The sequence below is a fragment of the Candidatus Poribacteria bacterium genome, from assembly GCA_028820845.1.
GTDB lineage: Bacteria > Poribacteria > WGA-4E > WGA-4E > WGA-3G > WGA-3G.
This window is the reverse complement of the sequence record JAPPII010000114.1, coordinates 57,918-80,095: the sequence shown is the minus strand read 5'-3', so window position 1 is coordinate 80,095 and position 22,178 is coordinate 57,918. Positions and strand designations below refer to the sequence as shown.

At 48.4% G+C, this 22,178-nt stretch carries 19 protein-coding genes; 11 read left to right on the top strand and 8 right to left on the bottom strand.

Annotation, left to right across the window (positions count from 1 at the left end; translation table 11 throughout):
• Positions 1-11: 11 nt before the first annotated feature.
• From OXN25_20790 to OXN25_20755, 8 genes are all read right to left on the bottom strand, one after another.
• Positions 12-812: an ABC-2 family transporter protein gene (locus tag OXN25_20790; GenBank protein MDE0427298.1), complete on the bottom strand. Its 801-nt coding sequence runs from the start codon at positions 810-812 to the stop codon at positions 12-14.
• 16 nt (positions 813-828) lie between these two features.
• Positions 829-1,641 carry an ABC-2 family transporter protein gene (locus tag OXN25_20785; GenBank protein ID MDE0427297.1) on the bottom strand — a complete coding sequence of 271 codons (813 nt, stop codon included), beginning with the start codon at positions 1,639-1,641 and terminating at the stop codon, positions 829-831.
• 128 nt (positions 1,642-1,769) lie between these two features.
• Complete coding sequence (locus tag OXN25_20780) at positions 1,770-3,005, bottom strand: ABC transporter permease (protein MDE0427296.1); 1,236 nt, start codon at positions 3,003-3,005, stop codon at positions 1,770-1,772.
• A 27-nt stretch (positions 3,006-3,032) separates the two neighbouring features.
• Positions 3,033-4,103, bottom strand: coding sequence for a Gfo/Idh/MocA family oxidoreductase (locus OXN25_20775; protein ID MDE0427295.1), 1,071 nt, complete (start codon positions 4,101-4,103; stop codon positions 3,033-3,035).
• Positions 4,104-4,284: 181 nt separating this feature from the next.
• Positions 4,285-5,391, bottom strand: a complete 1,107-nt coding sequence (locus tag OXN25_20770; protein ID MDE0427294.1) for a hypothetical protein — start codon at positions 5,389-5,391, stop codon at positions 4,285-4,287.
• 219 nt (positions 5,392-5,610) lie between these two features.
• A complete protein-coding gene (locus OXN25_20765) occupies positions 5,611-8,223 on the bottom strand; it encodes a spondin domain-containing protein (protein ID MDE0427293.1) in 2,613 nt (870 codons plus the stop codon).
• Between the two features lie 195 nt (positions 8,224-8,418).
• On the bottom strand, positions 8,419-10,062 hold the full coding sequence (locus tag OXN25_20760; protein MDE0427292.1) for a T9SS type A sorting domain-containing protein: 1,644 nt from the start codon (positions 10,060-10,062) through the stop codon (positions 8,419-8,421).
• A gap of 359 nt (positions 10,063-10,421) precedes the next feature.
• On the bottom strand, positions 10,422-11,054 hold the full coding sequence (locus tag OXN25_20755) for a cupin domain-containing protein (GenBank protein MDE0427291.1): 633 nt from the start codon (positions 11,052-11,054) through the stop codon (positions 10,422-10,424).
• Positions 11,055-11,221: 167 nt separating this feature from the next.
• Here OXN25_20755 and OXN25_20750 point away from each other — a divergent pair, with 167 nt between their 5' ends.
• From OXN25_20750 to OXN25_20700, 11 genes are all read left to right on the top strand, one after another.
• Positions 11,222-12,505: a DUF5069 domain-containing protein gene (locus OXN25_20750; protein ID MDE0427290.1), complete on the top strand. Its 1,284-nt coding sequence runs from the start codon at positions 11,222-11,224 to the stop codon at positions 12,503-12,505.
• 161 nt (positions 12,506-12,666) lie between these two features.
• Entirely contained in the window at positions 12,667-13,500 is an 834-nt protein-coding gene (locus tag OXN25_20745) for a phytanoyl-CoA dioxygenase family protein (protein ID MDE0427289.1), read from the top strand.
• A gap of 34 nt (positions 13,501-13,534) precedes the next feature.
• Positions 13,535-14,176, top strand: coding sequence for an HAD hydrolase-like protein (locus OXN25_20740; GenBank protein ID MDE0427288.1), 642 nt, complete (start codon positions 13,535-13,537; stop codon positions 14,174-14,176).
• Between the two features lie 53 nt (positions 14,177-14,229).
• On the top strand, positions 14,230-15,189 hold the full coding sequence (locus OXN25_20735) for a hypothetical protein (protein ID MDE0427287.1): 960 nt from the start codon (positions 14,230-14,232) through the stop codon (positions 15,187-15,189).
• A 42-nt stretch (positions 15,190-15,231) separates the two neighbouring features.
• A complete protein-coding gene (locus tag OXN25_20730) occupies positions 15,232-15,597 on the top strand; it encodes a VOC family protein (GenBank protein MDE0427286.1) in 366 nt (121 codons plus the stop codon).
• Positions 15,598-15,660: 63 nt separating this feature from the next.
• Positions 15,661-16,413: a carbonic anhydrase family protein gene (locus OXN25_20725; GenBank protein ID MDE0427285.1), complete on the top strand. Its 753-nt coding sequence runs from the start codon at positions 15,661-15,663 to the stop codon at positions 16,411-16,413.
• A complete protein-coding gene (locus tag OXN25_20720) occupies positions 16,397-16,870 on the top strand; it encodes an NUDIX hydrolase (GenBank protein ID MDE0427284.1) in 474 nt (157 codons plus the stop codon). Before OXN25_20725 ends, OXN25_20720 begins: the two co-directional genes overlap by 17 nt.
• Positions 16,871-16,901: 31 nt before the next feature.
• Positions 16,902-18,020 (top strand): GNAT family N-acetyltransferase, encoded by a 1,119-nt coding sequence (locus tag OXN25_20715; protein ID MDE0427283.1) that lies wholly within the window; start codon positions 16,902-16,904, stop codon positions 18,018-18,020.
• 291 nt (positions 18,021-18,311) lie between these two features.
• Positions 18,312-19,574, top strand: a complete 1,263-nt coding sequence (locus tag OXN25_20710) for an autotransporter outer membrane beta-barrel domain-containing protein (GenBank protein MDE0427282.1) — start codon at positions 18,312-18,314, stop codon at positions 19,572-19,574.
• A 36-nt stretch (positions 19,575-19,610) separates the two neighbouring features.
• Positions 19,611-20,738 (top strand): hypothetical protein, encoded by a 1,128-nt coding sequence (locus tag OXN25_20705; protein MDE0427281.1) that lies wholly within the window; start codon positions 19,611-19,613, stop codon positions 20,736-20,738.
• Positions 20,739-20,776: 38 nt separating this feature from the next.
• A complete protein-coding gene (locus OXN25_20700; GenBank protein MDE0427280.1) occupies positions 20,777-22,177 on the top strand; it encodes a c-type cytochrome in 1,401 nt (466 codons plus the stop codon).
• Position 22,178 lies beyond the last annotated feature (1 nt).

Below are 22,178 nucleotides of genomic sequence, written 5' to 3'. Positions count from 1 at the left end.
CTAATAACCATTCAATGTCCTGTACTCTGATAATGCAAGACCCCCCATCTCCAGAATAGCATCGTGATACCGAGAAAGAGGAAGCCCGCGAAAGGGGCTAATTGCACACCAATCGGTGAAACACCTAACGATCCAACTTTTCCCAGCAGAAAAAGGGACGGAAAGTAGTTAACACACGCCAGCGGGATAACAAAGGTGAAAAAGTGCCGAAACCACCATCGATAGATAGAAAACGGATAACTCCCCATGAAAACGCCACCGTGCGTGAAAATATTAATAATCTCAATAGATTGGACAGTCCAGAAACAGCTCGTCGCGCCAATCACGAAAAGACCGATAAAAAAGCATGTCCCACTTGCGAGTGAAATCAATAGATAGCCAAACTTGGCAAATGACCAGTCTATAGTTAACTGCGAATTAGCAATAAGCAAGACAACCAGGGCTTGCGCCAACCGCCCGATCCGACGGAGTAGGAATTCATGCGCAAAAACTTGAAAGAAAGTGCCGAGCGGTCGGATAAGCATTGTATCAAAGTCACCGCGCACTACACTTCGTTGAAACGTATCAACCCCCCTGCCAATCATTTCAGCAACTGCAAAACAGATACCAATCATCCCATAGAGGAATCCAACTTCCCACAGACTCCATCCAGCTAATTCTTTGAAACGGTCAAACAGAAGGGCAATCATGAAAAAATCGATGACGGAGATACACGCTTGGGCAAATAGCTCAATAACAAACGAGAGCCGGTATTCCATCTGCGATCGGATGCGGAGCTTGACAAAATGGAAGTAAAGAGAAAGATGGTACATTTTTTCGGAGTGTCTACTAACCGCCTTGTATAACCAACCGCGAAAACCCTCGACTTAAAAGGAAGCGTCCTAACCCAAAAAAAAAGAGGCTCCACGCCATCTGTTTTCCGATAGCACGCCAGACTTCGATACCTGTAACCTTGCCTAAATAGATACTAAACGGCACATCAATCAAGCCGCTGAATGGCAGCCAGTCGGCGATATGTGCCAACCATTCGGGCCATAGCGCGATCGGCACCAACATGCCAGAAAAGAAGGTGATTACAGATGCAGATATCCCAGAAATTCCTGTCGTATCCAGGGTCCAGAACGCACTGCTAAAAATTGTGATCGTGATCGCAGCACTCATGAAAATAGCAAGCATCATTGAAACTGTAAACGCCAATAAGACGTTGGGCTGCTGTGGAATTGTAACCTTGAAGAAGAGAAGACTGATAAGAAAGGTCGGAAACCCGCGCATGAGTAAGTAATAGCAGGCTCTACCACATTCATCCGCGAACCAATATGTCTGAAAATCAACTGGCTTCGTTAGTTGGAGTGCGACGCTGCCACTTCTAACGGTGTCCGCAATTTCGCGACCGCCCCATAACGGCATGAGCATTAGGGATGCCTGGCAAAGGACGAAATAGGTAATGATGTCATCTATATTGAGAGGTTGTGGCACCGTACTGGCTTTATAGAAGGCGATATAGACAAAAACCTGCACCAACAGAAAGAAGAAATTGGTCGTTAAACCCGCAAGGTTCGCGATCCTATATTGCATCTGCCTCTGAAAAGAGGTCCGCGCGAACGCCAGATAGACATGGAACGTCAAATAGAGGGATTTCATATTGGCAATTAGCAGATAGCAGATAGCGTGTAGGAAAGAAAATTTCGACGGGCATTAAGCATCTCTTTACTAATCGCTAACCACTAATTGCTAAAAGTGAACGAAGTGAACGCCCTATCGATTAACCGCTACTCACGACGGAGGGCTTCTATTGGCGTGAGGTTGGCGGCTTTGTTCGCCGGATAGAGTCCGAAAAATACACCGATGAACGCCGAGACGCTAAAAGCGATCAAAGCCGCTTGGACAGAGACAACAGCAGGCCAACTTGCCTGCATGAGCTTTGAAATAACCAGACCAGAAACGGAAGCGAGGCTGCTTCCGATGAAAATGCCGATGAGTCCGCCGCAAACGCTTAAAACGATCGCTTCAATCAAGAACTGAATCAAGATATCGCGGCGTTTCGCGCCGATGGCTTTGCGTAAGCCAATCTCACGCGTTCGCTCTGTTACGGAAACTAACATGATGTTCATGATACCGATACCCCCAACGAACAAAGCAACACTCGCAACGCCACCGAGGAGGACCTGAATAATCCGACTCACGTTACCTACCTGCTTTATAATCTCTTTAGCAGTAAAAAATTCAAAATATTTTTCATCGCCGTGCTGTTGGCGCATCGCGACTTTGACCTCAGCGACGGCTTGCTCGACCTTTTCATAACTCTCGGCTTGCGCCCATAAGAAGATCCACCCCTTCTGTTGGCCGATAAATCGAATCTCCATCGTGGTGAGTGGAATAATCACGCGATTATCCCACCCTTCACTCGCCATACTATTGCCTTTTTCCTCCATGACACCGATGACAGTGAACCGTTCCTTGCCGACTCTGAGTTCAAGTCCAATCGGATCTTCCCTTTGAAACAGGTCTTCTCGGACTTTAGAACCAATCACACAAACAGGTTCTCTCCGCTCCATGTCGCTCTGCGTGATAAACCTACCGGCTTGAATGTACCAGTTATTCACCTCTTCATAGTAGGGCGTAACGCCCCAAACATCAAGCGACTGGTTAACGTGCTTGTGCGATACGGGAAGGTTGAACTGCGACAGTGCCGTAGCTCCCTTAAGAGAAGGACAGTTTTCAAGGATAAAACCGAGGTCTTCATATTCAATATACTCCGGATGTTTATTCTCAACGTACGAACCATCCTCTCTACGAAACTCCCCTTTCCTGAAGCATACGATCAGCCCAGCACCACCGATCCGTTCCAACTCAGCGAGCATCAAATGTTCCGCTCCACCACCGACCGAGACAACCGCGACAACCGCTGCAATACCGATGATAATTCCGAGCGTCGTTAGCACGGAGCGCAATTTGTTGCGTCGTAATGCTGTTAAGCCAACAGTAACACCTTGTGTAATTTGCATGGTTCTCTAAATGTTTGTAGGAAATTCTTACTCTTCAGGTTTCATGGATTCACCGCGCAAGAGAAACGCACGAATATCGTAACGTCCCGGGCGTTCAATGGGTAAATCTCCACTTTCAATCATCAAATCCAATGGATTCGCATGTGTCAGGAGCGGTAACTGGACGACTTCGTGCATCCGTGCGGACTCATAGATCGCCATAATAATTTCAACGGAAGCACGTCCATGTTTCGCCTCACCGCGGTGTTCCGGACCACCCTCAATCCACTCAACGAGCTCAGCCGCTTGCGCAACGTGTTGGTTCCTACCATCAGAAGGACGTTCTTCCCAGTCTGTAGCCTTATTGTTCAGAAGGCGGACGCGCGCCTCTGTTACATCCGCGATGCCGTCTGTCCCGTAAACAATACCGCCTTGATAGTTCGGTCTGCCGATCTCCTGTAGAAGCATACCGATGCAGCCGTTTGAAAAGCCGACAATCCCTGCACTCCGGTCCTCAATTTGAATACCACGCTCGTAACGTTCCGTTTTTCGTTCAACGTTACCAATAACCCATTGCGGATCCGGGTCACTGATGACATAACGCATCATATCAAAGAGATGAGAACAGTCATTTAGCAACCCTTGCCCCCCGTGACAGACAATCTGTCGAGGTTCACCGATCGCGCCCTCAGCGATGAGATTTCGAGCATCTGTCCAAGCGGAATTGAACCGGCGTTGATGCCCAATCACAACCTTCACATCGTTGCGTCGCGCGGCGATTAACATCTCATCACATTCCCCGATACTCACACCCATCGGTTTCTCACAGAGGACCGCCTTCGGACTCCGCGCACACGCCGCAATTGTCATGGGTGCGTGAAGTTGATGCCACGTTGCCACGCTGACAATATCAAGGTCTTCCTCATCCAGCATCTCGCGCGCATCCAAATAGCAATTTTCAGCGGGTACGCCATAAGTGTCGGCGAACCTGTCGAGTGCTACTTGAACTGGATCAGCGAGTGCAACAATTTCTGTCTGCTCAACACCCTGATAACCCCGAGCGTGAGCATTGGCAATACCACCACATCCGATAATTCCAACTCGATATTTAGATGCCATGTTCATATTTCCTTAGTGGTTGTTAGTTGTCGGTCATCAGTAGTTGGTTAAGATGTCTCTCTGTCCGGATGCCCCAACTTGTTGGGGAGAGCGCACTTTTCCCGAACAAGTTCGGGCATCCAGATGTCCACTTATTTCTATAATTTACCATAACTGAAAACCGACAACTGATAACTGACAACTATTCTGTATTTTCACCGAAATGTGAGGAAACAGCGACTAAATCAAGAATATTTACCGTCCCATCACCGTTGACATCGCCTTTTAGAGACTCACCCGACTGACCGAATTGCCCAGCGACAAGTACTAAGTCCTGAATATTTACCGTCCCGTCGCCGTTAACATCCCATGGGGTCGGTGGTGGCGGTGGTGGTGGTGGCATTTCTATCGTGGTTGTCGTTGTGATCTCGGCAGTCATCGTGCTGTCCGTTCCAGAGGTCGCCGTCACACCAATAGCATAATCGCCGGGTTCTGTGAACAGGTCTCCTGCAACCTTGAGTGTAGCCTCCACAGATGCCCCAGCCTCAAGTGCAACTGAACTGTCACTCAAAGCACCAAGAACAGTGCCTTCGATACCCACCTCTGCTGAGGCTTCAAGCGTTACTGTGTCCATCATATTCCCGGTATTCGTGACTTTGAGGGTATAACTCACACCGGCAACGGCATCCATTGTCGAAAGTGCCATATCCCCAACAATTTCCAAGGTCACACCCGCGACTACTGGAACCGGCGGTGTTGATTCCGCCTGTGTTGTGTAGATATAATCGCCTGTGATACCACTGTCATTATTAGCGGCATTTCCCGCAGCGTAGAAAGTGATAGGTCCTATATCAGCATCAGGGGCTGTCCATTCAAACTCCCAACTATGCGCATCGTTTGTGCCTGCAGCAGTCCCAGCAGTCGTATGCTGGATATACTGCTTACTGTTTGTTTCTGTTAACTGCGTATTCGCTGCAGCGTCGACTGTGAATGAACCAGCACGTGCGCTATCCGCATCCAACGCAGTCATTTCAAAACCCCACTTGCTCTGTCCGGCACGTGATAAATTGACGATAATTGTATATACCTCACCCGGTTGATATGTTTCGGGAATTGTCAACATCAATGAACCACCGGAAGCATCAAGGTCATTACCAACGTGGCAATCCCTACAAGTGCCTTCATTCGGCGCACCAGTCTTCTCATCCGGGGGCGGGAGAAAAGAGAAAGCAGATACGCTATTCGTGCCTGCAACCAAAAGCAGCACGATTACCACCCAAACAGGTAAGATATTTTTTAGATAACTCAAAAAACTTCTCCTTCATCTATACATCAAAAAACGCCCCAACACCGACTGCTAATCGGCGTTGATTCGCGGTTAGCTCAACCGGCAGATTGGGGCGTTTTATTTTTTTCGTTATGAGTTGCCAGTTTTCGGCGGTTTGTAACAATTTTCCGCTACTTGGCGTATTCCAAGAAGTGGCGAATTTGTTACAGCAGCCTTCTTTAACTGATAACCGACAACCATTTACTTCAGGATAACCATCCGTCGGGTCGCAGCAAAGTCTGATGTCTGTAACGTATAGAAGTAGATACCACTCGCTACACGTTCACCGACAGCATTCCTGCCATCCCAATACGCAGCACTCGACGGCGTCATGTACGAACCTACCGGCTGCCAACCCAGATTCAACGTCCGAACCAAACGACCCGATACATCATAGATCTGGATTGAGACTTCTGTCGATTCACTCAACTGATACGGAATCCATGTTTCAGGATTGAACGGATTCGGGAAGTTCTGTGCCAAAACCGTTTCCTCGGGACGCACATCGCCAACTGTCAAGTCAACACTTAGAAAAGCGTTGCGGATGTCAGTTGTGGTAACCGTGCGTTGGAAGGGACCTGAGACGACGCGACCGCGATCATCGTAGAGTGCGATTTCGAGTCTATCGCCTGCTTCGATGACGCTCTTGCGGTTGAGATCTGCCCAGACAGCGGAAGAATGCTTCACACCCATCGTGATGTTCTGCGTTGCGATACTGCCAGTGCGGAGATTTTCAGCGACGAGTCTGTAGACCGTGCCGGTCTCCATACCTTGAATATCGCTGGCGACGACGAATGCCCACGCGCTCTTGAATGTCGAGAGAGCCGGAGCGGCAGCGGCACCATTAGCAGCACCATTGCCATTAGCGGCAGCATCACCATTGGCAGCACCATCAGCTGCGGGTTCTTCGACTGCGGGTTCCTCAGCAACTTCTTCAGCTGCGGGTTCCTCAGCAGGTTCCTCAGCAACTTCTTCAACCGCAGGTTCTTCAACTGCGGGTTCCTCAACAACTTCTTCGACTGCGGGTTCTTCGACCGCAGGTTCTTCAGCAACTTCTTCAACCGCAGGTTCTTCGACTGCGGGTTCTTCGACTACTGGCTCTTCAACAACGGGTTCCGGTTCCGGTTGGTTGTCCCACGCATCACCCGTGAACTTCACCATTCCACCAGCCGGCGTGTTAACAATATAACCTCTACCACCATCAATACCAAAACCATCACCACTATCAGTGACCGTGTAACCGACGAAACTCTGCGTTGCAGCGTCAAGTTGGATGACAACTGTCGCGCCAAGCATTTCTGCCAATGACTTCGCAGTGTACGGTTCTGCAGGCATCAACGGAATAGAAATCATATTCAAACCCGGTTCAAGTGTAACATCAAAACCAGGAACAATCGGTTCCGGTTCCGGTTCAGGTTCCGGCATCGGTTCTTCCGCGACGGGTTCCATCGGCACTTCAACTGGCGTGATCGTCAGCATCGCGACAGGTTCTTCCCACGCAAACGCTTCACTGACATCGCCAACACCTTGGATACCTTCGTGAGGCATAATTACGCCATCTACCGTTGGTACGCGTTCATTACTGCCCGCGGGGTCCGCAACTTCATCTAAACCCAAGGGACCCGGAATATCCGAAGCCAACTCTGTGTTATCTTCACTACCAGCGTCATACGCCATCAACTCAAGGCTTGCTGTCACGGGCATGCCGTCTTCATCAAAGAGTGGCACGTCAATCGCTGCGATGAAGGCATCGTTGGTTGACACGAGCATAGAGCCGACAGAAAGCGAAGAGTTCGTCATGTCAGCAGTTAGGGTAACCGTTGAGGATTGCCCCGGCATGGTATATCTGTTCGTCCCATCTGCATTCATGGCTGTCGCGATGTTCGCGCCAGCAGCAGCTGCGAGTGCGGCAAGTCCTGAGGTATCTCCACCTTCAGCCATTGCAACAATCGCAGGATTTGCGGGTTCACCGGGTACAGCAAGTTTAATATCGGCAGGATGTGCTGCGAAGATCGCAGGTGAGAAAGTTTGCCCACTCATACCGTGTTCACCCATAGTCAAGTTCGTGAGCGTAATCTCGAACATCTGGCTCACAGGCATCTCAACTTCGGTAACCTCTTCAGGCATTTCTGCCGGGGCTTCTTCAGTTACCTCTTCAGTTTCCTCAGTCCCCTCTTCAGTCGTCTCTTCGGTAGCTTCCTCAGTTACCTCTTCAGCGGCTTCCTCAGTGGTTTCCTCGGCAACCTCTTCAGTCGTCTCTTCAGTGGCTTCTTCGGTAGTTTCCTCAGTCGTCTCTTCGGTGGTTTCCTCGGCAACCTCTTCAGCCGCAGCAACCGTAACCATACCATCTGCAGTTGTGACATCTAAAGGCTCGCCAGCAGCATCAGATACGATAGCACCGCTGAGTCCGATAGCAGACGCTTTTGCTTCAACGACTTCAAACGTTACCATAGCGAGTGTACCATCGCCATCAGACGTAGCACCAATAGCAGTTGCCGCTATTGTAACACTATTTTCAGCCGTAACAGCCGGTACAGGAAAGGCACCTGCAGGTAGATAATCTGCATTTGCACTGGAAACATAACTGAGTGCAGTCGGATCGAAGTTAACGGTCACTTGATATCCTGCGACACCAGCACCACCTGCGATATTAATACTCACTGTGAGTTCTTCCCCAGCCGCTGGGGACTCTACTTCAGCAGGTTCTACAGAGACGACAGCTTGGCCGTAACTCATCGCTGTGAACCCAAAACACATTACAACAGCTAACAAGGAAAAAAGGATTTTCCTATTAAAAAGCTGGTTTCTCATCATAAGGTTCTCCTTACAATTCATTTATATTGTGAACGACTTGATACTAATTAATTTTAGTTATGAGTTGTCAGTCTTCGGTTGTCGATAAGAGCGGTTTGTAACAATCCTCCGCTACTTGGCGTATTCCAGGAAGTGGCGAATTTGTTACACCATCCGTCTTTAACTGATAATCGACAACCGATAACTGACAGCCATTTACTTCAGGATAACCATCCGTCGGGTCGCAGCAAAGTCTGAGGTCTGCAACGTATAGAAGTAGATACCACTCGCTACACGTTCACCTATAGCATTCCTGCCATCCCAATATGCAGCACTCGACGGCGTCATGTACGAACCTACCGGCTGCCAACCCAGATTCAGCGTCCGAACCAAACGACCCGATACATCATATATCTGGATCGACACTTCCGTCGATTCGCTCAACTGATAGGGAATCCACGTCTCTGGATTGAACGGATTTGGGAAGTTCTGTGCCAAAACCGTCTCCTGTGGACGCACATCGCCGACTGTCAAGTCAACACTCAAGAAGGCGTTGCGGATGTCAGTCGTCGTCACCGTGCGTTGGAAGGGACCTGAGACGACGCGACCGCGATCATCGTAGAGTGCGATTTCGAGTCTATCGCCTGCTTCGATGACGCTCTTGCGGTTGAGATCTGCCCAGACAGCGGAAGAATGCTTCACACCCATCGTGATGTTCTGCGTTGCGATACTGCCAGTGCGGAGATTTTCAGCGACGAGTCTGTAGACCGTGCCGGTCTCCATACCTTGAATATCGCTGGCGACGACGAATGCCCACGCGCTCTTGAATGTCGAGAGAGCCGGAGCGGCAGCGGCACCATTAGCAGCACCATTGCCATTAGCGGCAGCATCACCATTGGCAGCACCATCAGCTGCGGGTTCTTCGACTGCGGGTTCCTCAGCAACTTCTTCAGCTGCGGGTTCCTCAGCAGGTTCCTCAGCAACTTCTTCAACCGCAGGTTCTTCAACTGCGGGTTCCTCAACAACTTCTTCGACTGCGGGTTCTTCGACCGCAGGTTCTTCAGCAACTTCTTCAACCGCAGGTTCTTCGACTGCGGGTTCTTCGACTACTGGCTCTTCAACAACGGGTTCCGGTTCCGGTTGGTTGTCCCACGCATCACCCGTGAACTTCACCATTCCACCAGCCGGCGTGTTAACAATATAACCTCTACCACCATCAATACCAAAACCATCACCACTATCAGTGACCGTGTAACCGACGAAACTCTGCGTTGCAGCGTCAAGTTGGATGACAACTGTCGCGCCAAGCATTTCTGCCAATGACTTCGCAGTGTACGGTTCTGCAGGCATCAACGGAATAGAAATCATATTCAAACCCGGTTCAAGTGTAACATCAAAACCAGGAACAATCGGTTCCGGTTCCGCTTCGATAACCTCTTCAGGCATTTCCACAGGGACCTCTGCAGTAGGTTCCTCAGTCACCTCTTCAGTGGGTTCCTCAGTAGGTTCCTCAGCAACCTCTTCGGTGGGTTCCTCAGCGGGCTCCTCGGCAGGTTCCTCAGCAGGTTCCTCGGCGGGCTCCTCGGCAGGTTCCTCGGCGGGCTCCTCAGCAGGTTCCTCAGCAGGTTCCTCAGCGGGCTCCTCGGCAGGTTCCTCAGCAGGTTCCTCAGCAGGTTCCTCGGCAACCTCTTCGGCAGGTTCCTCAGTGGGTTCCTCAGCAGCCTCTTCAGCAGCCGGGGTAGGTTCTGGGTCATCAGTGCTATCGGCTTGACCGTAACTCATCGCTGTAAACCCGAAACACATTACAACAGCTAACAAGGAAAAAAGGATTTTCTTGTTAAAAAGCTGATTTCTCATCATAAGGTACTCCTTACAATTCATTTATATTGTGACATTTTCTCCACCTTGTGGGACAGAGATCAATTCCTCGTTCAAAAGAAATCCATCAAGATTTAGGATACCCTCTGCGTTGGCGTGCTTTCGTTAGATACACAAAGTTGGATCGCTTAAACGAGGTTTTCCAAACCAAAAGAGAAGTCTATCCTAATATTAAACAATTTAAACGTTGTTAAATCAAATTCGGTTCAAATCGGGCAATTTTCCCAAATAAATTAGGTAACGCCCTCTTTGTTGATTTAAGTATACCATAGACACCAAGATAAAACAAGTTAAAAACCGACGAGGCGGATCAGAGTTTGTCAGTTCGTCTGCGAAACAACTCAATCGGTTACACGCGGAGCAAGCGTATTCCAAACATCTCCCAATTCAGCAAGTGTCTTGTAAACCGGATAGATCGCCTCCCACATTGCTTTACGCGCTGCAGTAGCCGTATCCATATCACCTTCAGCAAGTGCCGCCTTCAGTTGGTTGCCCATCTCCTGTTGAACCGCTGTACAAGCTTGAGTCAACTCCTCAAGCAACTGTGATGCATGTATTTGGCGCGCAACGAGTTCCGATACAGACACCTGCATATTCGGTTCGACATCATAAGCGCGAGCAGGGACGAAATTATGTGGTAGCCGTTCGCCGTCCTCTGTCCGCGGCGTGTGCGTCGGGTGGATATGTGGTGTAACGGACAGATACATCGTCATCGGTTCATTACCAAGAACGCGCACCGTGTGCGGTTGATCCGCCAATGCAATACACATCTGTCCCGGTCCCAACTCCTCGGTTTCGCCATCAATTTCAAATTCGACGCGTCCTTCGAGGATCAGGAAAATCTCATGTCCTAAGTCATGACTATGGCGTTGAGCACTCTGTCCAGGCTCCATCCTTAGGAAACGAGAACGAATTTGCGGGGTCACCAACACATTCCGTATATCCGTGCGGTAATCGTAAACAGGGAATCCCATCGCGTTCCTCCATGCGCTTTTATGACAAACATAGCATTTTCCCTGAAAAATGTCAAGATAAATTAGGAAATGCATTCAGATTTTCTCTTGACACACCGTTTAAATATGATAAAATACTGGCGGAAGACATAATATCTCATTTCTTGAACTGGAAGGATATATCAATTATGGATTTGACACGCCAACCACCACGTCGACCTACAAACTTGAGCGTTGCCGGAATCGTAGGTGCGGCACGGCTGACAGACAAAGCACGCGCACATAACGCAGAAACACTCGGCGAGTATCTCTACGGCGAAAACTCGGGCTTGGATCGGCAAGTCTTAGTGTTTTTGGGAATTACCGCTGACGCTTATGCCGAAGCAGCTGGCGAATATGATGATGCTGCCCTCGGACAGTGGGTACTCGAAACAAGTGGAAAGACCGAGGCAGAGATCGCAGAATTCAACGAGGCAACCATCAACTTAAACCCAGATACTGAAGGACACAAACAACGCCTGAAAGAAAGGCTCGCTCGCTACGCGCCCGGCAGAACTGACATCACAACCGTACTCCAGTCCATGGAATTGGACGATTGGGGAAGCTTCTGGCAGGTGGATCTCATTGCTGGACCTCCGCGCAGTGCACGCGCCAAAGACGTAGGCGGTATCTGCGGCGTCGCTCGAATGGCTGATAAAGCGCGCGCTGAACGTGCCGAGAAAATCGGTGAATACCTATACGGCGATAATTCTGGACAAGATGTCCGCATCCTAACATTCCTCGGTATTTCTGCAGATGATTTCCAAGAGGCAGCGGTTAACAATCCCAACGACCTTGAAATTGGCGCATGGGTCCGGGAAAACTCCGGTAAATCACAAGCCGAAATCGATGAATTCAACGAAACGCTCGTAAACTATGGACCCAATGAAACAACACGGGAACGGTTTGAAGCGCGATGTCAAGAAGTAGATCCAACGCGCACGGACATTACCACCTGGGTCCAGCTTCAAGATGTGGACGATCAATTGAGCTTCGGTATTATCGACCTTAACCGCCGCGCACCACGGAGCCCTTATAATACAGACGTCTATGGCATGGTTCAACTCGCACGGTTGATTGACAAAGGGCGCGCATCTAATAGCAACTCGCTGGGTGCTTATTTTTTCGGTGAGGATTCAGGCATTGACCGGGCAACGCTCGGTTTTTTAGGAATCTCCGCCGCAGAATTTGCTGAGGCATTGAAGACTTTGTCGACCGACGCAGAGATTGAGGCGTGGTTGACGGAAAACCATCCGAAAAGCCAAGCGGATATCGAAGCCTATAACGAACGGATGACCCAGATGGGCCCCACAGATGAACGCTATGAGGCACTTATGGCGAAGATGATTAACAAAATCGCGCCAGAGCGAACGGACATTAAAACATGGTTCGCACTGATGGATCTTGATGATGAGAAGACCTTTGCGTCGTAAATTGATTGGTGGGTGAAGAAACGTAGGTTGGGTTGAGCACAGCGAAACCCAACTTCTTTCTTAATTGAGACACGGCGAGGTTAACAATGAAAAATCCTGAAGCGATTACGGAATATCAATAGAATCTTTACACCGCCCAATCCATATTAGGATTCAGAATCATGGAAACCAAAGAACAAGCACTTCCGGCTGAACCTTTACCTTCGGATACCTTGAATGCTATCTTGGAGGATTTTTATCACAATGGGGCAACGATTGTCCGAAATGTGCTCTCACGCGAAGAGTGTGAACGGATCGTTGCACGCGTTGATGAAATCTTCTCGGAACCTTACTTCTTACAGATGCGCAATGTCAAAGGTTCTCGGCAAGATGGAAAATCCCCTATTGTCGTGCATCGTCTTTTTGAGTGCGATCTTATGTTTCGCGACCTACTCGTGCGCGAGCCGATTATCAGCATCGCAGAAACCGTGCTTGGTGAGCACTGCCACTGTATCGCCCAAGGTTGTATCCTCAACCGCAAAGATTTAGGTATCAACCGCTTCCACGTTGACGATGGTGTGGAATTTCCGATCACACCTGAGATGGAACGGCACGACCCAAAGCTACGGATGCCTGTGTTCCGCATGTCCATCCAAATCGCCCTCACCGATCAGGACGATGTGAAATACGGTCCATCCCAATTTGTTCCCGGGAGCCACTACTCTGGGCGGCAACCCGATGAACCAGAACAGCCAACCTTTGAGGGTAAAGAACCCGTTTCACTCCTCATGAAAGCCGGGGACCTCTACCTACTCAACGGACAAACGTGGCACCGCGGCGCGCCAAACCAGACCGACCAAGTACGTTATTTGTTCCACCAAGTCTATGGACAACGATTCGTCGCACAACGGTTTTGGCCCTATCTAAACTACCGCATGCCTGATTATGTCTTGGAAGGCGCTGATGAACGCTTGCTGCGCGTTCTCGGCAAACATCCTGAGATGGCATACGGGTAAACCTGACTAAAACCTATTAAGAAGACGGTAACAAATGATCGCCACAATATTCGACATCGACGGCACTTTAGTCGAAAGTTTCGGTTTTGATGATGCTTGTTACATCTCCGCCATAAGAGAGGTCTTGGGTGAAGTTCACATCCATAATGATTGGAGCAAATATAAAAATGTAACCGACACAGGTAGTTTGCGACAAATTATGGAAGAAAATAAAATTCGGGAAAAGGCACAAATCAAGGAAGTCCGTACGAAATTCGGCGAATTGATTAGGCAGTATCTTCAAAACAGTGGAAAATGCTGTGCAAAAGAAGGTGCTATTCACCTGATTAATAAACTTACTGCTGCAGATAACTACGAAGTTGGATTCGCTACAGGCGGTTGGAGACATACCGCCAAGATGAAACTCCAGCATGCAGGATTTAATTTGAGGAATACGGTTTTAACTTCCAGTGACGATGGTGACGAACGCGTAACGATTATGAAGAAATGCTTATTTGCGTTAGGGAATAACTTCCAGCGCATCGTATATATAGGTGACGCTGAATGGGATATGCAAGCGACTCAAGAACTCGGATGGCACTTCATAGGAGTCGGAGCACGTTTAAAAGGAAAATGTAATTTTTGGGTCGAAGACTTTTCAAACTACGATACATTTATGAAAATGCTGCATGCTTAGAAAAGGAATTCTGTTGTGTGTCAGTTGTTTGTTAAAACAAAGGAGAAAACATAATGTTTATTGCCACTTACAACGCTATCTATACCGTCGAGAACAACGGAGGTAGCGACCCCATTCAAGTCTATAAAGGCACAGATCATCAAAACCTCGGCTACGGCGCAATGGTTTCACTGGCAAACGGTCAAGCCGCCGTGTTCGCTCTATCGGACGGAACACTCCTGCTTCTGTCAGAAAACGACCCGAAACAGATTCCGACCGGCATTGAAGATCCTATTGCTTCTTTGCTGCTTATCCGTGAAAATCCGTTGACGCTGCTCATCGGAACGGATGAAGGTGCTTATGTCTATCGCCTCGTTGGAGAAGAGGGGCCAGCAGAACGCATCGTCGCGTTTGATGAATTACCGTGTAGAGAAGAATGGTATACACCCTGGGGCGGTCCCCCAGCCGTGCGGACGCTTGCCAAAACCCAAGACGGCTTTTGTTATGCAGACATCCATGTCGGAAGTATCATGCGTTCCCCCGATGAAGGGATTTCGTGGGAACCCGTCACGCCAGACCTCAATAAAGATGTCCATCAGGTCACTACGTGTCCTGTGGACGATCATCAAGTTTACGCAAACACCGCCAACGGCGTTTATATCAGTACAGACCGTGGAAACTCATGGGAACATCGGCCTCAAGGTTTACCGCGTCGCTACGGCACCGCTATTGCTGTACATCCAACAGACCCAGACCTTCTGATTGCCACGGTCCAAAACGGACCCAGAGGCGGTGGTGCATGGCTCTGTCGCTCGGAGAACGGCGGCAGAACGTGGACCCAACTGAACGAGCAGCTCACAGAATCCATCGATCGGATTAGCACAGGGAGTATTGCGTTCGCATCCGATGGAACAGCGTGGGCAGCTATTGGAAAGACACTTTACATCGGAAAGGATCGAGCCACAGATTGGAGTCCGTTCTGGACAGCATCCGAACACGATGGTGAATACCCCATCCAAACCCTTGCTGCTTAGTACATCATTGTAGGCGTGAGCAGAGGAGGCTACAGTTGTCAAGTGAATATATTAGGCATTGACTTTACTTTCTTCGCGGTGAGCGATATGCAGAAATCGTTCACCTTTTATCGTGACCTACTTGGAATTCCACTGGCATGTTTGGTGCATGAAGGGACATGGGCGGAATTCGAGATTAATCCAGGCACATTGGTATTAGGACAGGGTTATGATTTTACGCAACCCGGTGGAGGGACGGTCGCGCTTGCAGTTGCCGACGCGAAAGCTGCTGTCCAAGAATTAGAACAAGCAGGAATACACGCTCTTTCGCCTGTAGGTGAATCCGCTGTATGTTTTTGGGCGATTATCGAAGACCCCGATGGCAATCGCGTTATTATCCATCAGCGAAAAGATAAAACCATCGGATAAGAGTGTCACCTTTGACATAATAAGGAAAAATAAGGAATAGTTTCATCATTTACTTACACTTATATGAACGAAAACAAAAAAGAAAAGAAAGTTATCCAGCATATTGAGCCAGTGTGCTGGGGCTATGAAGCAGAAAACGGACCAGACGTTTGGGAACGACTCAGTCCGGAATATCAATTGTGCGGTGCAGGAATACACCAATCTCCGATTGATCTCGTGAATCCCACACCAACGAAACTTCTACCAATTACTTTTAATTACCAACCTACATCTTTGAACATCCACAATACCGGGAATACAATCACAGTTGCATACCAGCAAGGCAGTTGGATTGAGGTTGATGCAACGAAATACCACCTTCTGGAATTCCACTTTCATGCTCCCAGCGAACATACAGTGGCAGGAGACCTATCCGACATGGAGATGCATCTCGTCCATGAAAGTGAAAACGGGACGTTGGCTGTTATTGGGGTGCTTATTAAAAGCGGACGCATCAATACAGCATTTAATCCCTTTTGGGAGTATCTGCCATCAACCATAGGTGAATCTAAACAGAACAAAGATGTTATTTTAAATGCTTACGATCTGTTGCCGAGCAGAAAACACACCTATCGCTATACCGGTTCGTTGACAACACCTCCCTGTTCAGAAGGTGTTAAGTGGTTCGTTCTGACAACTCCCATCGAGATGTCCCACTCGCAAGTCGCAGCATTTAAATCAATCATGTCCGGTAACAACCGACCCGTACAACCTTTGAATGGACGAAAACTGATCGTAGATTCTACTGAAAGGAAAGATTGTGAGTCAAAAGATTGAAGAACAAGACGGACACATGTTTCTCTATTTCGGGGAACCCCCAGCAAATGTAGGGAAAATTGAGTTTATCAATTGCGTCGCGCATCAACAAAACCAAATTCTCTTCTGCAAATGGCGCGATAAGGGCATCTGGGTACTACCCAGCGGACGCGTCGAATCCAGAGAAACGGCTGAAGAAGCAGCACACCGTGAACTCCTGGAGGAAACGGGGGCAACACTGAGAAACCTTGAAGTTTTGTGTTACGTACACTGCTTCATGTACAACCTCGAATACTGGGGAATCGCTTACTGGGGAGAAATCGAAGCGTTAGGGAACCCAACAGACCTTAATGAAGTCAGCGAAGCGCGTCTGTTCTCATACTTTCCAGAAAATTTTGGTAAACCCGGACCATTCGAGAATGAGTCCAAGGCATTATATGCCGCTGTAATGCATAAACTATCAAAACCAAGAGATTAAGACATAACAATTGAAACAATAGAGGGGTGCGATGAAAATTGATCGGTTCTCACAACCTGATAATACTTGGCGGATATCGCTCTCGACTGAAGATAAAGAAGATGTGAGTCGTCTATGGCTCATTGAATATCAGATGCGATTCGGGTCTGCAAAACTCAAGATGGGTGGCATCGCCGGTGTCGGCACGAATGAAGCGCATCGTAATAAAGGATATTCTCGGCGCGTCATGGAGGACTCTACAGCGTTCATGACCGAGAATGGATTCGATGTCGCGATGCTATTTGGTATCCCGAACTTCTATCCTAAGTTTGGCTACGCAACAGTGATACCCGAAACATGGATCTATCTTGAAACGGAGGAGGCACAGGCAGCTGTACCTACATATCAGATCCGTAAATTTGAGAAGAACGACGCACCAGAGATATTGTCGCTCTACGCAGCAAACAACGCCGAACGAACGGGTACGCCTCTGCGAGACGAGACCCGTTGGAAAAAATTCAAGATGGGGAGCAACTTTAGGGTTGACGCTGACCCGTATGTCGTCCTGGACGAAGGTGATATGGTAGTCGGCTATTTCGTCTGTGACGATACGGAGGAGAACTGTATCCTCTGTGACATCGGATTCCAAGACAGAACGATTTTTGAGACAATCGTCTGCTTTCTTGCGGACCGTGCCAAACACACTGGGGCAGCACAGGTCCAGTGCCATATCCCCGCAGACCATCCATTCACTATCTTTTGTCGACGTTATGGCTGCCGAACACATACCAATAACCCAAAGAACAGCGCGGGTATGATGCGGATTATCAACCAATCAAGCACCTTAAAAGGGATTAGTAGTGAATTGGGAAAACGTCTACGACGTTCTGCCGATCTCTCAGAGTGGAGCGGGAAGATCCTCATCTCAACAGATATCGGACAGGATTGCTTAGAAATTGATAAGGGCAGCGTTGCACATACCAACAGTCGAGCGAACACCTTCAATCTTGAGATGCCACAGGATAAACTCATCCAATTGATGATGGGGAGACGAAGCATTGAAGATCTCGTCATTGAACCCGATGTTTCGGTAAGCGAAGGAATTATTCCCGTGCTGGAAATCCTCTTTCCACTCGGTCATCCGCACGTTTGGTGGCCCGACCGATTTTAGTCAACGCGTGGTTCATCCATTTATCGGATTTTTAGAAATTTTCACATTTTCTGTAGATTTTTTTGACATTTACAGAAATTGTAGGTATAATTAACACAATTCACGCGGTTACCTGCCAATTTATCGCGAATTTCTTTGACATTCGCGAGAATTGTAGGTATAATTAAAGATACTGAGATTCGTTATCAATTTTAAAAAACGCAATCTCCAATATAAAATCAAAAATTTCGGGCAAACGCCACTAAATATGATAATGAATCTCAATATCATATTTGTTAGAGATCTGTATTTATGAGAAAACAACCCGTGTTCCTCACTGTTTGGGGAATGTTTATTTTCGTAGGAGCGATTTTTAATCGCGATGCTGCTTTTGCTGAATCAAATTCGTTCTCGGTCTCTGGATACGGAATCATCCACTATTCTCACTTTGATTGGGAACTTGACCCGGGCAGGCGAGCTGCTATTGATGTGGAACGTTTCGTCATCGCGCCAAAATACCGCATCAACGATACCATCCAACTTGAATCGGAATTGGAGTTTGAACACGGCGGTACCGGTAGCACAATGGAATTTGACAAATTTGAAGAGTTTGGAGAATTCGAGACAGAAATCGAAAAAGGCGGTGAAATCATTGTTGAAAAACTCGCTGCCGTTTTTTCTTTTCAATCTTCCCTCAACTTCCGTGTCGGACATATTATAGTCCCAGTAGGGCTTGTTGCAAAGCGGCATCGACCCCAACACTACTTTACGACAACACGTCCCGAATCGGAAGCACATATCATTCCAACGATTTGGCATGAAACCGGTGTCGAAATTTTCGGATCGCTCGGCTCACTGAACTATCAGGCACAAATTGTCAACGGATTGGATTCGACCGGTTTCAGTTCCCGGCACTGGATAGTTCGCGGACACCAACTTCGATTTGAAACAGCCAACGCCGAGGCACCTACATTCGTCGGACGGCTCGATTACGCGTTTCATGAAAACGCGACCGTCGGTATCTCTGGCTACTACGGAGACACCGCCGCGAACCGACCAAAACCTGATGTGGATTTTGATGCCCACGTGGGAATTGTGAGTCTTCACGGATTTTATGAAGTAAATGCCGTGAAGGTACGCGGATTGTTTCTCTGGGGCAGGCTTGAGAATGCCGATCGGTTGTCTAAAGTCAATCGGACGCTTTCCAACAATCTCAATGTAAAGCGTACACCCATAGGGAGTTCAGCCCTCGGTTGGTACATTGAGGCAGGCTACGATATTCTATCATTTTTCACGAAACCAAATAACAGCACGAAACATCATGATCTGGAGGACAAGCCTTCAGATAAGACTTTGGATGTCTTCGCGCGTTATGATTTTTATGATACCATGGCGAGCGTTGAAGGTATTATCTTCGACAATCCGCGGTGGGAAAGAAACACATGGACTTTTGGGATTAACTACCATGTCCATCCAAAAATGGTTTTTAAGAGCCACTATTCTCTCCGACGGTTAGCAACGAAAGACAAAAACAGAGAAAATACTTTCTCGCTCGGCTTTGGCTTTCAATATTAAGGAAAAGTTAATCATCTACAAATACGGAGGTTTTGTATGAAACTCTATAAAGTTTGGACACTTTTTGACGCAGCTTGCAAGTCAAAACTTGCTATAGGAATGTGTTGTTTGCTCCTTGCATCCGCCTTTGTTGTAGGATGTGGCAGTGATGATGAGGCGGATGAACTTAACGGTTCGCAAGATGCTGCTTTTGATGCAAGCACGATGCTCAATGATTTCGCCAACACTGTTGTGTTAGCCACATACACCGACCTCGATAACAAAGCCGGTGAACTGTTGGCAGCCGTCAAGACGCTGGAGGCGGATACCTCACAAGGGAATCTTGAAAAAGCACAACAAGCGTGGATAGCAACCCGAACACCTTGGGAACAGAGCGAAGCGTTTCTGTTCGGTCCCGTTGACACACAAGGGCTCGATCCAGCGTTAGATAGTTGGCCCGTCGATCACGTTAACTTACAGTCTGTTCTGGACAGCAATGATGCACTAACGGTGGATTTTGTCAGTGGATTAGAAGATACACAAAAAGGATTTCACACCATCGAATTCCTACTGTTCCGCGATGGCAACCAACGTAAAGCATCGGATATAACCAGACGTGAATTGGAATACCTCGTTTCAACCACAGAGAACCTTAAGACGAGTACCTCTCAACTACGCTTAGCGTGGGCACCAGAAGGTGAAAACTTCAGCAGTGCAGTGGCACAAGCTGGTACAGGGAGTGTTATCTATCCATCCCAAAGTGCCGTGGTGCAAGAGATGGTAAACGGCATGATAACCATCGCTGATGAGGTTGCGAACGGTAAAATATCTGACCCTTACAACGAATCGGACACAACCCTTGTTGAATCCCAGTTCAGTTTCAACTCCATCTCGGATTTCCAAGACAATATCCGTGGGATTCAGAACGTTTACATGGGTAATTTCGTAACGGATGGACAGGGGTTGAACGAATTCGTGAACAGTCAGGATTCTGATTTAGATGCCCGTTTCCAGCAAGAAGTACAAGCAGCCATCGACGCTATTGGGGCAATTCCAGATCCGTTCCGCGATTCGATTACCGCAAATCGCAGTGCTGTCCAAGCTGCAATCGATGCTGTTAGCACGGTACAACTAACACTTGAACAAGATATACTCCCGCTCGTTCAATCAAGCGAGTTTAATTAAATTAACTGAATACTGATAACTGACGACTAACAACTAAAATGAAACATTTTCAGAGCTTAACATTCCTCATCTTTTTCTTAGCGGTTCTGCTGAGCGCGTGTGACACCGAGTCTCCTGTGGCTGTAGAGTCGATACCCATATCTTCGACGAGCGAGTTTTCGGGTGGTGAGACAACGATCTTTGATGCCTCAAGCCACGCCTTTTCAATCCCGGCTCCTAATCTTTCCCCAACAGCATTTGAGAAACACCTGGACGGTGACCGTGAATTTGAAGCAGCGTTTGTGACAGCACCTGCAGAGGTTAACCCCGGTCTCGGACCTATCTACAACAACATATCGTGCATCAATTGTCACGCACGTGATGGGCGTGGACACCCCCCGGGTCCCAACGAGAAACTGGTGTCAATGCTCTTCAGACTCAGCCTTCCAAAAGCAGAGGATTCGGCAGCCGGAATGCCGCCAACACCGGTGCCTGGCTTCGGTACACAACTTAACAACCGCTCAATTGTCAATGCAAACCCGGAAGGAAAGGTCAAGATTGACTATACCGAACAGACGTTGACAACGGTAGATGGCACGCGCGTGCATCTACGCTATCCGAACTATACTTTTACGGATACTTACCAACCCCTGCCAGAAAACATCGAAGTATCGCCACGCGTCGCACCGGTTGTCTTTGGACTCGGTTTGCTGGAAGCGATTCCTGAAGAAACTATCCTCGCTTACGCAGACGAAGCCGATGTAGACGGGGACGGTATTTCTGGTAAACCTAATTATGTCTGGGATGTCGTTAAGCAGCGTTACGCCCTGGGACGTTTCGGGTGGAAAGCAAATCAACCGACGCTTATTCAGCAGGTTGCAGCGGCGTACCACGATGATATGGGACTAACAACGTCTCTATTTTCAATTGAGAACTCCGCAGGACAACCCCAGCTCACTAAACACAGCGCAACACCAGAGGTCAGCGACGATATCTTAGAGGTCGTAACATTCTACGTTCAGACATTGGCAGTGCCAGCGCGACGCAACGTGGATAACCCACAAGTTAAACAGGGCGAAGAACTTTTTGCCAAAGCACAATGCGCGAGTTGTCATGTGCCTACGTTAAGAACCGGTGTTTTAGTGGGTGTTCCCTCGGTCAGCAATCAGACAATCCACCCATATACAGATATGCTGTTACATGACATGGGACCTGAGTTGGCGGACAACCGCCCAGATTTTCACGCCAGCGGTAGGGAATGGCGCACGCCGCCCTTGTGGGGAATTGGCTTGATGAAAAGAGTCAACGGGCATACCAACTTGCTCCACGACGGCAGGGCGCGGGATCTAATGGAAGCCATTCTTTGGCACGGGGGCGAAGCGAAAAGATCTCGGCAAATCGTTGAGCAGATGACAAAATCAGAGCGCAACGCGCTTATTGCCTTTTTGGAGTCTTTATAAA